The sequence below is a fragment of the Bacteroidota bacterium genome (assembly GCA_016722375.1).
GTDB lineage: Bacteria > Bacteroidota > Bacteroidia > Chitinophagales > LD1 > Bog-950.
This window is the reverse complement of the sequence record JADKJG010000001.1, coordinates 129,767-145,747: the sequence shown is the minus strand read 5'-3', so window position 1 is coordinate 145,747 and position 15,981 is coordinate 129,767. Positions and strand designations below refer to the sequence as shown.

The 15,981-nt window shown below is 43.8% G+C and carries 10 protein-coding genes; 7 read left to right on the top strand and 3 right to left on the bottom strand.

Features of this window, described 5'->3' with window-relative positions; all coding sequences use genetic code 11:
• Positions 1-14: 14 nt before the first annotated feature.
• A complete protein-coding gene (locus IPP77_00595) occupies positions 15-902 on the bottom strand; it encodes a hypothetical protein (protein ID MBL0308235.1) in 888 nt (295 codons plus the stop codon).
• 402 nt (positions 903-1,304) lie between these two features.
• Here IPP77_00595 and IPP77_00590 point away from each other — a divergent pair, with 402 nt between their 5' ends.
• From IPP77_00590 to pnp, 7 genes are all read left to right on the top strand, one after another.
• On the top strand, positions 1,305-2,729 hold the full coding sequence (locus tag IPP77_00590) for a zinc metalloprotease (protein ID MBL0308234.1): 1,425 nt from the start codon (positions 1,305-1,307) through the stop codon (positions 2,727-2,729).
• 17 nt (positions 2,730-2,746) lie between these two features.
• Positions 2,747-3,460: a T9SS type A sorting domain-containing protein gene (locus IPP77_00585; GenBank protein MBL0308233.1), complete on the top strand. Its 714-nt coding sequence runs from the start codon at positions 2,747-2,749 to the stop codon at positions 3,458-3,460.
• Between the two features lie 184 nt (positions 3,461-3,644).
• Positions 3,645-7,187 (top strand): chromosome segregation protein SMC, encoded by a 3,543-nt coding sequence (gene smc / locus IPP77_00580; protein MBL0308232.1) that lies wholly within the window; start codon positions 3,645-3,647, stop codon positions 7,185-7,187.
• Positions 7,188-7,471: 284 nt separating this feature from the next.
• The gene (locus IPP77_00575; GenBank protein MBL0308231.1) at positions 7,472-8,089 is read left to right on the top strand and encodes a fibronectin type III domain-containing protein; all 618 of its coding nucleotides are present in this window, start codon (positions 7,472-7,474) and stop codon (positions 8,087-8,089) included.
• A 192-nt stretch (positions 8,090-8,281) separates the two neighbouring features.
• Positions 8,282-9,103, top strand: a complete 822-nt coding sequence (locus IPP77_00570) for a hydroxymethylglutaryl-CoA lyase (GenBank protein MBL0308230.1) — start codon at positions 8,282-8,284, stop codon at positions 9,101-9,103.
• A gap of 139 nt (positions 9,104-9,242) precedes the next feature.
• Complete coding sequence (gene rpsO, locus IPP77_00565) at positions 9,243-9,512, top strand: 30S ribosomal protein S15 (GenBank protein MBL0308229.1); 270 nt, start codon at positions 9,243-9,245, stop codon at positions 9,510-9,512.
• 170 nt (positions 9,513-9,682) lie between these two features.
• Positions 9,683-11,806 carry a polyribonucleotide nucleotidyltransferase gene (gene pnp, locus IPP77_00560; protein MBL0308228.1) on the top strand — a complete coding sequence of 708 codons (2,124 nt, stop codon included), beginning with the start codon at positions 9,683-9,685 and terminating at the stop codon, positions 11,804-11,806.
• A gap of 77 nt (positions 11,807-11,883) precedes the next feature.
• On the opposite strand, the gene IPP77_00555 is transcribed toward pnp, so the two are convergent.
• Both IPP77_00555 and IPP77_00550 read right to left on the bottom strand, forming a co-directional pair.
• On the bottom strand, positions 11,884-12,297 hold the full coding sequence (locus IPP77_00555; GenBank protein ID MBL0308227.1) for a hypothetical protein: 414 nt from the start codon (positions 12,295-12,297) through the stop codon (positions 11,884-11,886).
• Between the two features lie 87 nt (positions 12,298-12,384).
• Entirely contained in the window at positions 12,385-15,945 is a 3,561-nt protein-coding gene (locus tag IPP77_00550; GenBank protein MBL0308226.1) for a hypothetical protein, read from the bottom strand.
• Positions 15,946-15,981: the final 36 nt, after the last annotated feature.

Sequence of the window (15,981 nt, the reverse complement as noted above, 5' to 3'; positions counted from 1 at the left end):
GAGATAAGCCTTCCTTAAAACCCTATTCCAAAGCCCAAGGCACCAAACAACATGCGGTCCCATTGGCGGTTGTGCACCTCGACGGTGTTGCCAAACTGGTCAGTTCTGAAAAAAGATTCGCGGAAATAATTGCTGCGGAAGTTGGCATTCACGTTCACGTTGAAGTTGACGCGATGGCGGCTGTTGAATTTGCAACCGATACCGACAGCACCAACGGGGCCTCCCCAGCTACGGTTGGCGTTGTCGTTGAACATAAATTTGCCGGTAGGGTGTGCTGCGTAACCGGCTTCTACATAATAGAAGGGCGTGACGCGAGCGCGAAGGATATCGCCCGAATAGCGAAGATAGAGGGGAAGGTAAATTCCATCGCTCACAGGGCTGTTGTTGTCGCCCAGAACATTGCGCCACATGTGGCGTTCGGTGAAGGAAGCGCCGTCAACGCCTATACCAATTCCCAGAAAACCAAAGCGACCCATTTTGAAGCCGTGGACGAGACGGATACTACCATTACCCGGACCGCCTCTCAGTTCGGCCATAAAGAAACGACCGCGTTTTTTCATGTAGCTCGGCACTTGGGTAGAATCATGGCCATAGCCGGAATGAAATCTTCCCATTCCTCCATGAAAACCTTCGCCAAAACCCATCCGACCGGGTCCCCACATTTCGTCTCTTTCTATGCGCTCTTCTTTCGTAGTCTTCATCACATCAGCCAACTTGATGTTGATGATGCTGCCTCCGGCTATTTGTATTTTATAACTCACCTGTGGAACGGTTTCAACAATCACCCCTCGGTAAATGCTGCCATCTTTTAGGTAGATCACCTCTTCGAGATTTCCTTGCGCAAAGGAGGCGGCTCCGAAGAGGATAAAGACCGCTGCTAATATGTTTCTGACTGTTTTCATAATGATTTGTTTTTGTTTGATAAAGAAGAGGAATCCTCTCTTAACGACTGCAAGTTCGATTAATTTCATCTTGGCTAATGTTAAATCAATAAAAATTGGAAACAGATAAGAGTGCTGCTATAGACGTAGGGGCTGTGATATTATTTTCCTCCGTAGGTGATTATCCGGTGCTTTTTCAAAGGCTTCGGGTTGCGCCGATAGCGCGTCGCTGATACGAACTATTCAAAACAGCTACTCTAATTGTCATTTTAATGTAAAAAGAAAGGCGAGCATTTGCAGATAGCGGGAGGTAGAGTATTTTCGCGCCTTCCTTATTTGCCCCATAAGGTTTGTTCATTTAACTTTTTACAACAGCCGAAAGGCTTACAAAGCGGGCATTGCTCCTTATCTTCACTATTGCTTATGAATAATGGTTTAAAACAAATGATGTTGGCTGCCCTGTTGAGTGGCAGCGTGGCGTTGCAGGCGCAGGAAAAGTCTTGGTGTGGTTCGATGGATGTGGTGCAGGAGCAACTGCGCGACAACCCGGAGATGCAGCAGCGGTATCATGACTTTATAGAAGGACTGAAACAAGAGCCGACGCATCCATCTTCTCGGGCGGCGAATGAGGTCATCTTCATTCCGGTCGTGTTTCATATTATCCATAATGGAGACGCGGTAGGCACGGGTGAGAACATTACCGAATCGCAGGTTTATTCGCAGATAGATATCCTGAATCAGGCTTATAATAATATGGATGCCGCCGCCGGAACGGTGCCGGATGTGTTTAAGCCGTTGGTGGCTAATGTCAATGTTCAGTTTTGCTTGGCTAAATTCGACCCCAGTGGCAACCCGACTACGGGAATCATTCGCCATGAAATGAGCCGCGAATCTTGGGATTCATCTTCCACCATTGATAAAGTATTGAAGCCCGCCACTATCTGGGATCGCAACCGCTACTTGAATATATGGACGGTGAGAATGGGCGGCAGCCTGACCGATCAGGGAATTTTAGCTTACTCCTCTTTCCCGGGTGTTACACAATCTGACCGCGACGGAGTGGTATGCCGCTTTAACCTGATTGGTGCATCATCACCTACCGGTTTAACAGGGCACAACAAGGGAAAGTCTATGGTTCACGAAGTGGGACATTGGCTGGGATTGCTTCATATATGGGGTGATGATGATGGGAAATGTGCAAACGACCCGAATGGAGGCAGCGATTATATATCGGATACTCCCGATCAGGCCGATTTGAATTTCGGTTGCCCGGTGTTTCCGCATGTAACTTGCAACAACGGGCCAAACGGAGATATGTTTATGAACTATATGGACTATGTGAACGATGAGTGCATGGCCATGTTTACACCCAAGCAGGCCGAAAGGATGATCGGTGTTCTGAATAGTCAGCGTTCTATTATAAAGACTGCTGCCTCTAAATGTTATTACAGTTTGGACGCGGCGGTGGCCGATATTCCTTTTCCGAAAGACACAGTATGTTCTCTTGGTTTCCAGCCAGCTATTATTTTAAAGAATGAGGGTTTGACTACGCTGACTTCCGGTAAGATTTATTACCAATGGGATGGAGGAGCGGTGCAAAGCCAAAACTGGAATGGCTCCTTGGCCATGCAGCAAGAGGCGAAGGTGCTATTGGCAGAAACCAATCTGTTACAGGGCGATCACTCGCTCTATGTAACGTTTGAAACCCCAAACGGGCAGCCGGCGGACAATCTCAGCACGAACGATAGTAAGGATGTGGTGTTCTATGTTTATGATGGAGGAGTAGGAATCCCTCTGCCGATTTCGAAGGCTTTGAAGCTGATTTCCCTCCACAGGGTTGGAGTTTAAGTAATCCGAACAACGATGTGAGTTGGGAATCTGCCAACGCCTTCGGTGCTTATGAGCAAAGCGCTACCAGTGCTTCGATTAATAATCTGTGGTATAGCTCTAATCCCAACAAAAGAAGAGATGCTTTGATCACTCCGGCTTATGATTTTTCAGGTATCCAATCCCCTGAATTGAGTTTCGATGTGTCTTATGCCCGCTATAGCGCCGCTCGCTTTGACTCATTGAACGTATATTACAGCACCAATTGCGGTAGTAAATGGGAACGTCTTTGGAGCCAGACCGGCACGGAACTGGCGACAGCCCCTGATCAAACCGTACTGTTTAAAACCAGCGCCAACTGGTGGAAGACCGTTAAGATTCCGCTGCTTGACTTGAAAGAACAGAAGAAGGTATCGTTCAAGTTTGAGAATGTGACGGGATGGGGCAATGTTCTTTACCTCGACAATGTGAATCTCGGTAACAATGCCTCATTGGATATTCGAGAATTGAAACGGGTGGATGTACAGATATTTCCGAATCCCGCTTCGGGTATGGCGGCTGTGCGTCTGCCTTTAGATCATACTTTCCGCCGAGTGGCTCTGGTCAATATGCTGGGAGAAACGGTATATCAGTCCGTCATCACCGACAGTGCCATCTTGCTTCCTTTAGAGAACCTGCCCGCAGGTCTATATCTGGTGCACCTTTCTGGGGCCGATTACTCCCAAACCGAAAGGCTTTTAGTGGGTAAATAAGGGATGTTTGGGAGCCGGAATACCCGCTTGCTTAAATTGTTGAAAACATGTGGAAACGTCTTGCTGCTTTCCGCCCCTTGGGGAGGGCGTTTTCCTATTTTCGTCCATCTTTTAACAAAGGACAGTAAGGAGGTGATAGACTTCAACAGTTAAGAGAACCTGATTTCACCGGTAATATAAGTTTATGCAATTAACGACATTAGAGATTAAAGGCTTCAAGAGCTTTGCGGAGAAGACGACGATTCACTTCAACAACAAGATAACCGGTGTTGTAGGACCGAATGGTTGCGGTAAATCCAATGTAGTAGATTCTATTCGTTGGGTGTTGGGAGAACAGAAAACCTCGATGCTTCGTTTGGAGAAAATGGAAAACCTGATTTTCAATGGCACCAAGAACCGCAAAGCCTCGGGAATGGCAGAAGTCTCCTTGACTTTTGAAAACACCAAGAACCTAGTTCCCTCCGAATACAAAACCATCACGATCACGCGCCGCTTGTTCCGCGATGGAGAAAGCGAGTATTTGTTGAACGGAGTTTCCTGCCGTTTGAAAGACATTACTACTCTATTTCTGGATACGGGTGTCGGCAGTGATTCCTACGCCATCATCGAGCTGGGAATGATTGATGAGATACTGAACGACCGCGACAATTCAAGAAGAAAACTGTTTGAACAAGCTGCGGGGGTTTCAAAATACAAGAAACGCAAGAAAGAGACGCTGGACAAACTGAAGAGCACTGATGCCGATCTGGAACGAGTGAAGGATTTGTTGTTTGAAATAGAAGGGCAATTGAAAACCTTGGAGTCTCAGGCGAAAAAGACCAAGCGTTACTATGAATTGAAGGAAGAATATAAGGTGCTCAGTTTGCTTTTGGCAAAATATAACCTACAGAACTATAAGGAGACTTTCAAAACCCTCGAAGAGAAAAAGCAGAAGGAAGAGGATAATAAAATGGAGCTGGAGGCAGCCATTGCTCGAGCTGAAGCTACTTTAGAAAAAGAAAAGCTGGACAATGTAGATAAGGAAAAGGCACTCTCTGAGGTGCAAAAGAAGCTGAATAGCCTGGTGGCAGGGGTGGGGGAAAAGGAAAATGAACGAAACCTTCTTAACTCTCAAATCAAATATGCTTTAGATAAAAGGGACTCTGCCGAGAAACAAATCATCGAGGCGACAGACCAAGTGGAGAAGTTGAAGCTCTCCATCAGCAAATTAGAAATGGATTCTGAAAGCGAATCTCAAATTCTGGAAGCGCGAAAAGGAGAGTTGGCTGTGTTGGAAAATGAATTGAATGAAATTCGTTCACGACATGGTAGTCTGAAAGATACCCTCACCAGCGAACAGAAGCTTTTCACCGAAAAAGAGCGACAGATTTTTGAACTGGAAAAGAAACTGGCCGTGAACCGCGGCAGCAATGAAAGCCTGCAACGCGATTTGTCGCAGAGCGATGCGGACATGACTAGCAAGCGACAGGAACTGGAACAATTGCAGAAGAATTTCGACCAATTAAAGTCAGACAAAGAAAAGGCCGAAGTAAAACTGAATCAACTGATTCAGGAAGAGGAAAGCAAGAAGAAGGAAATTACAGAGTTAGAAACAGCTATCGAAAACACCCGACAGGAACTGACAAAGGAAACCCGTTCACTCGACGCTAAGAAAAATGAATACGAACTGACGAAGAGTTTGGTAGAGAATCTGGAGGGTTTTCCGGAGTCTATTAAGTTTTTGAAGAAGAATGCCAAATGGAGCAAAGAAGCGCCTTTGCTTTCTGATATAATCTATTGTGCTGAAGAATACCGTGTGGCCATTGAGAACTATTTGGAACCATACTTGAATTACTATGTGGTTCAGAATATTCAGGAGGCGATCATGGCGGTGAAGATGCTGAATGACTCTTCGATGGGCCGCGCCAACTTTTTTATTCTTGACGAATTTGAAAAGTATGATGCGAACGCAGCCATTTCGATAGAGAATGCCAAGCCGGTCATTGATTTGGTAGAACTAGATGCTACTTACAAAAAGCTGGGAGCCTTTCTTTTGGACCGCGTTTATATGATGGAGGACAACGGCTCGTTTGAGGATGGCTCGCACATGAATACACAAGGAAAGAAGGTAGTTGTGCTATCTAAAAGCGGGCGCTATATCCGTCGCGACTTTACCTTGAGCGGCGGTGCGGTCGGTTTGTTTGAAGGAAAGAAAATAGGTCGGGCCAAGAACTTGGAGAAGTTGCAGGCAGAAATTAAGGTGCTCGAAGTTTCTTCTTACAAACTTCATCAGCAGGTGGCCAATGCTCAGGTGAAAATCAATCAGCTCAAGGCTTCTTCTTTGGTACGAGATATTGACTCACAGAGAACGATTGCTACGCAACTAAATTCAAGTTTCTCCGCTTCACAAGCCAATATTCAGAACCTGGTAAAGTTTCTGGAGACCGCCGATGCGCGGAGTAAAGATATAACGACAAGGCTCGAAACACTGAAACAAGAAGTGGATTCGATTAATATAGATTTAACAGCCCTTCGCGAAACGCAGTCTTCTGCCAAAGGTGTTCTGGAAAAGACAGATAAAGATTTCATTGAGTTAACGAATAAGCTCAGCGAAGCTTCCTCTCGATACAATCAAAAGAATATTGAGTTTCACCAACAACAAAATCGGGTGAACTCTATCACGCAGGAATTAGGCTTTAAGAGAAGCCAAATAGAAACCCTCACTATCCAGTTGACCCGCAACGATGAAATCATTCTGGAATGTCAGATGCAGATGGAAGAAAGTCAGAAGAAGTTGAAAGACCTTGAAACGGCCTTGCTTTCTAACTATGCTGACAAGGAAAGCTATCAAAGCGAAGTGGAAGAGGCCGAAAAGGGTTACTATGATTCGCGGGCTTTGATCAATGAACAGGACGGAAAGTCAAGAGAACTGGCTCGCAATCGCGACAATGCAGTAAACCTGCTGGGCAACATCAGCGAAAAATTTAATGAACTTAAGTTGTCGCTCACTTCGATGAAGGAAAGATTGAGCGTTGAGTTCAATGTGGACATCAACATCATACTGAACGAAGAATTTGAAATGGTGCAACCCATCGCAGAAGTCCAAATAGAAGTTGATAAAGTGAAGAAGCGCCTGGATAACTTCGGCGAAATCAACCCGATGGCTTTAGAAGCCTTTGAAGAGATGAAGCAGCGTTTTGATTTTATCACTGCGCAGCGTAAAGACTTAGACGATGCCAAAACATCCCTGCTCACTACAATCAAAGAAATTGATGACACGGCTAAAACCCAGTTCATTGAAGCGTTCAATAAAGTACGCGAAAGTTTCGTCAGTGTGTTCCATACGCTCTTTAGTGCTGACGACCAGTGTGATTTGTTTCTGGTTAATCCCGATGAACCGTTGGAATCAAAGATTGAAATCGTAGCAAAACCCAAAGGCAAACGCCCTACGGTTATAGACCAACTTTCGGGGGGAGAAAAAACCCTCACCGCTACTGCTTTGTTGTTCTCGCTTTATCTATTGAAGCCCGCCCCTTTCTGTATTTTCGATGAGGTGGATGCTCCGTTAGATGATAACAATATCTCCAAGTTCAATAAAATCATTCAACAGTTCTCAAATGCATCTCAGTTCATCATCGTTACGCACAATAAGATGACGATGAGTTCAGTAGATGCTATCTACGGTGTCACCATGCCGGAACAGGGGGTTTCGCGAGTGGTGCCCGTCAATTTCAGCAATTTGAATTGATGTGGTAATCGTGCCAGAAATGGTTTTATTAGTAAAAAAATCGTTGCTTCATTACTACTTTAAAGTCAATAGACAGTTGGAAAAAGGTACAGCCCTCAAACGCTTGTTTCACAATGATTTACTAAGAAATTTTTCAACTGCTATGCAGTAGAATTTATTACGAGTACGGGTTGTCTGAACGTTTTGTTAAGCCTGCACTTTGAAGTACTTACAAACTTCTAATTTCTATTTACAGTTTAATAGCGTCTTGATGTCACAGATTGTTAATCATAAAATTCAATGTTATGCGTATCAGAATAGGATTTAAAGACCTCAGCATTCCGAATCAAATAGAGCGGGCGAGGAATATAGTACGGATGATGACGGGCAATCCGAAGTTCCCGGCACCCAGTCCAACATTAGCCTTTGTTACGAACCGAATCAAAGCTTTGGAAGCCGCTTATATCAAGGCGGCCAATGGCGGAAAGAATCATATTGACGCCCGAACGCTGCGGCTGAAAGAAATGTTGTCGGCTATTCGCGAACTGGCGGCTTATGTGCAGATGGAATCACATGGCGACCAGGAAGTGATTCTCTCCAGCGGCTTTGAGGTCATTCTCCGGGGCGCACCGGTTCCGGTGAGCAAGGTGCTCAAACTTCGCACACGCGGTGGGAGATATGTGGGAAGCATCCACGCCGTTTGGGCAAAGGTGAAAGGAGCCGTGGCCTATATTGTAGAGGTGAGCGATGCACAACCGGTTGCTGAAAGCTTCAGAATTTATAAAGTGGTGGCGCAAACGCGACACGACATCATAAATCTGGCACCGGGCAAAGTTCATTGGGTGCGTATCACAGCCGTAGGGCGTGCCGGTTATGGCTTGCCGAGCGACCCGAGTATTCAGGTATCAACCTACGGATATTGATCATTGGATTTGTATTAGCTTTGCCTCTTCAAAACGGCTTAATCGCAATGGTTAAAGAAGGGGGCAGTACAGCCAATCAGTTTATCAATTATTGGCAAGCCCTTCATACTAATTTGTACAGTTTTGCAAATCTATTATGTTTGGCAGGTGAGTAAAGAGAAAGTAAAGATTATTGAATGTTCCCGCGATGCCATGCAGGGGATCAAGGGTTTTATCCCCACTGAAAAAAAGATTGCTTATATCAACAAACTGCTTGAGGTAGGCTATCATTCGATAGATTTCGGCAGTTTCGTTTCCCACGAAAAAATCCCCCAAATGGCTGACACTGCTCTTGTGGTAGAGGGGTTGCAAATGGATAACACTGACACGCAACTAATTGCTATAATAGCCAATGAGCGAGGTGCCCGTCAGGCCTGTGCCTTTCCAAAAATTGACTGTCTCGGCTTCCCATTCTCCATTTCAGAAACCTTTCAACGCCGCAATGCCAACTCCACCATAGAAGAGGCTTTGGACCGGGTGAAATCTATCAAGGATTTAACGTTGCGCCACAACAAGGAACTCATCATCTACCTTAGTATGGGCTTTGGAAATCCTTACGGCGACGCTTATCATCCAGATATTGTCTTTAAATGGACCGAACAACTCGCCAAACTCGACATCAAGATCTTTATGCTTTCCGATACCGTCGGCGTGGGCGAACCCAAAGGCATCAGCGAACTTTTTTCTTTTCTGGTTCCGGCATTTCCTCAGCTTGAATTTGGCGCTCACCTTCACACTGCCCCACACAATTGGCGGGTGAAAATTGATGCTGCCTACCAAAATGGATGCCGCCGATTTGATGCAGCGATTCACGGATATGGAGGTTGCCCTATGGCGGATGACGACCTTATTGGTAATATGCCCACCGAAAATCTAGTTAATTATTTTACGGATACGCAGATCGAAGGTCCTTTTAGCCTTCCTGCCTTTGAATCTTGTTTGCGCGAAGCAAACAGGGTATTTCCAAAGCATTAAGCGGGTATATTTTTAGATGGGACGACTGTTCCTTTTGTCTTAGAGGTCGTAAGGTTGTTCCCCCTGATATACTATTTTAATTTATAGGTTGTTCTTTCCAAAAGTCCTTATATCTTTGCGCGCTCAAATAAATAGAATAATGCCAGTTACAACAGAAACCAAAAAGAACATTTTCAAAACATTCGGCGGTACGGAGAAAAATACCGGATCTACTGCGGCTCAAATTGCCTTGTTCACCGAACGGATTAATCACATATCCGGCCACTTGGGCACGAACAAGAAAGATCATGCTAATACCTTATCGTTATTGCGTATGGTGGGTAAAAGAAGAAGATTGCTTAACTATATGATGAAGCAAGATTTGATGGGCTACCGGAAGTTGATTGAAAAACTCGGAATCAGAAAGTAAAAATAAAGTGAAGGGTTCGCTGTGGCGAACCTTTCGCTTTTTATAAAGATTTGATGAAAAAGTCCGGGTAGGTTTTGGGATGGACCCTGACGCTAAACAAAAGCAAGCGTATTGCAATTCCCGCCATAAAAATAAGTTGAGGTAAATCAACCTTGGCTGCACAAGACAAAATGAATATCATTAAAAAAACCATTGACCTCGGAGGAGGAAGAATTGTAGAAATCGAAACCGGTAAACTGGCTAAACAAGCAGACGGTTCAGCCTTGGTGAAATACGGCAACACAATGTTGCTGGCCACGGCTTGTGCCGATAAAAATGCGAAAGAAGGAGTGGACTTCATGCCTCTGACGGTAGAGTATCGTGAAGGCATGGCATCCGTCGGTAGATTCCCGGTAGCTTTTTTTAAGCGAGAAGGAAAACCTTCTGATGATGAAGTCTTAGTTTCCCGATTAATTGACCGGGCGTTGCGCCCTTTATTCCCAGAAGACTTTCATGCGAATGTTGTCGTACAGGTAACGCTGATTTCAGGTGATTTGAATGAACTGCCGGATGCTTTTGCCTGTTTAGCTGCTTCTGCGGCACTATCGGTTTCTGATATTCCTTTCAACGGACCTATTTCTGAAGTGCGCGTTGGAAAGGTGAACGGACAACTGGTCATCAACCCGAAAAAGGATGTGGTGGATGCCGGCATGGATATTGATTTGATTGTAGCTGCATCAGAAACTTCTATTGTGATGGTTGAAGGGGAAATGAATGAAGTGAATGAAGCAGATATGGTAGAAGCTATCATGTTTGCTCATGGAACTATTCAAAGCCAGATCAAAGTATTGAAGGAACTTGAAGTGGAGACTGGTAAAACAGTGAAACGCACCTACGAACACGAGAAGCATGATGAAGATCTTAGAAAGAGAATGCGCGATGCCTGCTATGATAAATGTTGCGTAGTAGCCGGTAAGGAAATCAATGATAAGGCGAAACGTAAGGAATTGTTTGATGCCATCAAGGAAGAATTTGTCGCCACGCTGACCGCTGAAGAGAAGAAGGAAAAATCTTTCTTAATTGGTTTATATTGGGGAGGAGTGGAGTATGATGCCGTACGCGATGTGATGCTGGCTGAAAACAAACGTTTGGATGGCAGAAAGATGGATGAGGTGCGCGGTATTTGGAGCGAAGCAGGATATCTTCCTGGTCCCCACGGTTCGGCGCTGTTCACCAGAGGAGAAACTCAGTCGCTGACCACGGTAACCTTAGGAACCAAACTGGATCAACAGTTGATTGATGGTGCGATATATAACTATGAAAAGAAATTTTTGCTACACTATAACTTTCCGCCTTATTCAGTAGGTGAAGCTCGTACCTCTCGCGGTGTAGGCAGAAGAGAAATAGGTCACGGAAATCTGGCACATCGCGCTTTATCTAAAGTGATGCCGACCGATTTGCCTTATACTATTCGGGTTGTTTCCGATATTCTAGAGTCAAATGGATCTTCTTCTATGGCTACGGTTTGCGCTGGTACTATGGCTTTGATGGATGCAGGTATTCCGATCCGCAAACCGGTATCGGGTATAGCGATGGGCTTAATCTCGAGCGAAAAGACAGGTAAATATGTAATCCTATCAGATATTTTGGGGGATGAAGATCATTTGGGCGATATGGATTTCAAAGTATGTGGAACCGCCGATGGCATCACCGCTTGCCAAATGGATATCAAGATTAAAGGCCTGTCTAAAGAACTTTTAACTCAGGCGTTAAATCAGGCAAAAAAAGGAAGACTTCATATCCTTGGCGAAATGCTGAAGACAATTGATAAGCCTCGCGAAGATTATAAGCCACATGCGCCGCGTGTATTTAGCATGATGATAGATAAAGAGTACATCGGTGCTGTTATCGGACCAGGTGGAAAGGTGATTCAGGAAATGCAGCGTGAAACTGATACGACGATTGTGATTGAAGAAATAGGGAATCAGGGTAAGATTGAAATATTCTCAGCTAATAAAGAGGGTATTGATGCGGCGGTTCGGAAAATTAGAGGGATTGTAGCTGAACCGGAGATTGGTGAGATTTATGAAGCAACAGTCAAGTCTATCATGCCTTACGGTGCCTTTGTTGAATTTATGCCGGGCAAACAGGGTTTGCTGCATATTTCTGAAGTTTCTGATAAGCGACTGGAAAATATGGATGGCATTTTCAAGGAGAATGAAGTGATTAAGGTCAAACTTCTTGGAATTGACAATAAGACCGGTAAGTTTAAACTTTCTCGCAAGGTACTTTTAGGAAATGCTGAGCAAAACTAATACCAACAGTTAAGACAAACAAAAAAGCCACCGGAAGGTGGCTTTTTTGTTTTCCAAAAGGAAGTATAAAGTAATCGCTATTTCGCAGGACTCTGATTAGCGGGGCTAATCAGTTGTTGGGTTGAACCATTTTCCGATGACCTTGATTTATCCAGTAATTTGATTTGAGCGGGAGTAAGAACCGCTTTAATTTTATCCATCAGGTTGTTTACCGGACGGGCTGTTAATCCTGCCGCGTCAGCCCTGACAGCCTCCTTTCCATTTTGTTCTTGCAGAGACTCCATATTTATGGCTAAAACTTTATTATACTGTTCAGGACTGAGTTTTACTATTGAGTTAATCCTCTCAGTAATCATTTTCGCGCGTCCTTCAGGGGTAACTGTATTAGCTCTGGTGGCACCTGCTACCTGCGAAATGGTTTCCTGAGCTTGAGATGTAAATGGAATAGAAAGTCCTGCAAAGACCATAGAAAATAAGAATAGCTTTTTCATGTTTTTTTTATTGAGTTTATTAAAAGACAAAACAAAGTAAAGGAATTATTTTGAAGATTTGGAAATGACCTGATCGTTATAGATTATCTAAAACAAAGCCCTGATCTCTGCTCTTCCTGTATGCACCGGTTTCATGGTTGATTTGTCTCCCGTTTGAACACCAACCATGCGTCCGTCATAACCCAGGGTGATTTGGATATTATCAGTAAGGTTTTGTGAGAAGCTCAAATTCCAGACGAGGTTGCTTCCATTTCGCAATCCTTCCAGCATTGCATATTCCAGTTGTTCATTTCGATAGCCTTTATCCATATATTTTATCGAAGCATAGGACAGGCTGACATCCAACATGCTTTTGTTCACTCGATTATAACGGCCTGAAATAGTCAGTTTATGAACGCGGGCTGTTTGTTTACCTACGGAATCATTTGGATTTACTTTTAATGAAAAATCATAGCGCGCTCCGACTCGCAGGAAGGTTTGAAACTGATAACTCAGGTCTGTATAAACATCATTATATCTGAAGCGATATTTCAGGTTGGAGTAGAAATCAGATTGATTGGCTTTCAATCCGTTGGTGTAATTGGCCTGTGCGTTAAATGATTTGAAGATATTCCACCTTAATAATATTCCCTGCGATTGGAGATAACGATTTTCATAGCCACCGGTCAACAGAGTTCTGTTTCGTGAGTAATTATAATCTATTTGAAATCCGTATTTCGGATCAAGACGGTTAAAGTATAAAGAGTTACTGCTGGATATAGTTGTTGAAACCAAAGAGCTATCTTCATTTTTTAGAGGAATTGGATTGAAAATCCCCGAGATTTTATTTCCCCGAGCCGAAGCGGTTTTCTTGTTTATCTGGATACTGGCAAATACGCTAAACATAGCTATTACCTTTCTAAAATCCTTTTTATTCTTCCAAACGGCTGCGGGATTGATTTGTAGCACTTCATTAAACTGAGTAGTATTTACAGAGATAAACTCTGGGGTAGTGATAAAAAGACGCACGTACGAAGTATCCTCCCGAAAAGGAGACATTTGAAATTCGTTGATTTGCTTTATCCCATCCTTATTTGAATCAACCCATACATAATCTCCCTGATTAGTTGGTGAGGCCTGATAAACTATCTGAGTTTTCTGTTGTCTGCCGGTTCCAAGTTCATACAAGGTGTTAGAACGGAAAACTCCCTTAACTGCTACAAAGGTGTAATCTACTCTGCCCAGATAAAAATGCTCCGGTTGACTGCTGTTGGTCAGCGAATCATTATTTCGGGCATGGCGGTAGGTCAGCGTATAGTTTAAGGTTTGGTTTTTGATGGAGTTAATCGCTCCGGTAAAATTTACCGCCTGTGCTCCATAAAAGAACTTGTCAAAAGATAAACCTATAGGTCTGTGTTCATAGCGCATCACAAATTCCACTCCGTAATGATTTACTGAAGTGTCAGAATTGGCGGCATATACTTTGTAATTCTGCCAAAGAAAACTGTTGGCTCCTAAAGTATCACTGCCTTTGTTCTTCAGCATATTAATTTCAAAATCATATAAAGCACCCACTTTCCAACCTCTCATTGCTTTGGGTGAATAGGTGAAATCAGCTTTTGGCCGGATGAAATTTGAATTTGAAATAGGAGTGGAGGAATTGAGATAACTGTTTGCAAAGGAAACCCGAAACCCCTTGCTTCTGAAATTTCCATTCAGTCCCGTTTCATATCCTTTATAAATCGAATCCTGTAAGAATGTTTTGAACCGGTAGGTGATATCACCTGCTTTTGCCCAATGGTAACCGATATTGGCTTCGGCAAGATGCTGATTAAATTGCTGCACCTGATTTCCCAGATTCCAATCTCGGTTAAACTCTACGTTTCTAAATCGCTCAATAGGAGAGAAGCGATCCTGCACAAATTCGTAATTCAAATCAATAGAAACGTTTTGGCCGGCATTTCCCGAAGTATCTTTTTTGGTTACGATTGTCCCTTTGTAGCCCGCTTTCATTGCCCCGCCTAAGTTCTGGTTGTTGTCTTTTTTTGAGAAGGTATTTGCATCATAATTACTCATAGCCCCGCTCACAGAGATTACATTATCCTTATTCACTCGAAAATCGCCGCTGAGCGTATAGATTTGTTGCAGTTTAGGAGTAACTAAAAGTATCACCGGTTCATAAGATCCCTGTTTCACTAGTTGACCAGAATCATTAAAAATCGGGGAGACCCATTGATAAACTCGTCCATTAGCAGTGGATATGGAGGGGATATAATCTCCCTTTCCGTCGCCCACCAGTGAGAAATTCAAAGCATATTTTGCTTTGATAGAATCAATAGAATACACAAAAACTGAATCAGGAAGAAATCCGCCAATCAAGGTGTCTATCCGTTCATATAATATCCGGTTCCGGTCAAAGGCTACGCTGTCAAAGCCGGGGTAGAGCGCGTTTTGAATGTTATTGCCAATGCTGGAGAGAAAAGTTTTCTTGCCGGCATCTAAGTCTTGTTGAATGTTCTGCCCCTTGCTGTCTTGTTCAGAAAAGAGGTTGAACCGCACATCGGCATGTTTGGTTTCCAATTCTGTATTGACCAATATGCCTGAGCGCAGATAATTTCTTTCTGAATATTGGAACTCTACGACCACTCGTAAATCTTTAGAAATAATTTTTCGGGGCATAAAGGTGACTTCCCCTAAGTTATAATCAATCACATAATCGCGGTCGGCACCGCGCTCCATCTTTATCCCGTTGATAAACACCTGCTCGCTATTTGCCAGAATGACGATAAATGTTTCTCCCGCACTGCCGGTCAATTTGTAGGGGCCTTGATTTCCTTCTTTTACCACCAACGTATTTCTCGAAAATTTTCCGCGACCAATGCCACCTGCTAAGCCGGTTCGCAGCGTGCCGAGTTTTTTAATTTTAAATTCATCGGTATAATATCCTCCCTGATATTTTTTAGTGAACCTTAAAAAATAATCAGCCGGACTGTTCAAGTCAAAATCGCCGACAATCACCTGATGTTTTTCTTGCCGAAGGCGAATAAAAATTTTGTCAAACTCTTGTATCTGCTGTGTGTTCCCTTCGGGTTGAATCGGGATGTTGTTGTCTGAAATGGCTGCCGTTACTTCCAAATCTTTGGTCAACATGCCCGAAAGTTGCAGGTTGAACAGTGAGTTCAGTACCACGCTTTGATTTGATCCGAAAGATAAATTGCGAGAAAAGCTGCCATTATAATCCAGCGCGCCAAAATCAATCAACTTGGTTTTTGGTTCATCCATAATCATAGAAAAAGGATGAGCCACCGATTGAGAAGAATAGGCTTTGTAGGCTTGATAATCTTTGCGATAGCTCGGCGCGCCGAGGGCAAATGGATAAACCCTGAAAAATATTTTCACCGAATCGCCCACCGGCTTTTTGTTCCAGATAAGCAACGATTCAAAAGATTTCAAAGTATAATCAGTCGAATCGGCAATGCCTCCTCCCGTAGTTCGAACCACCAACGTGTTGGGAACAATACTCAAACTATCCAGCCGCAAGGTGTCGCCGTGCAGCGAATAGCTTTTATAGCGGATGTTAGAAACGGCCTGCGCCCCGGCCTGCTTTTGCCCAAACAAAAAAAGCAAAACAAGGACGACCAACTTTAGTAAAAAAGTGTTTCGTTTCACCAGACAAATAAAATGCAAGATATTATAATGACCGAA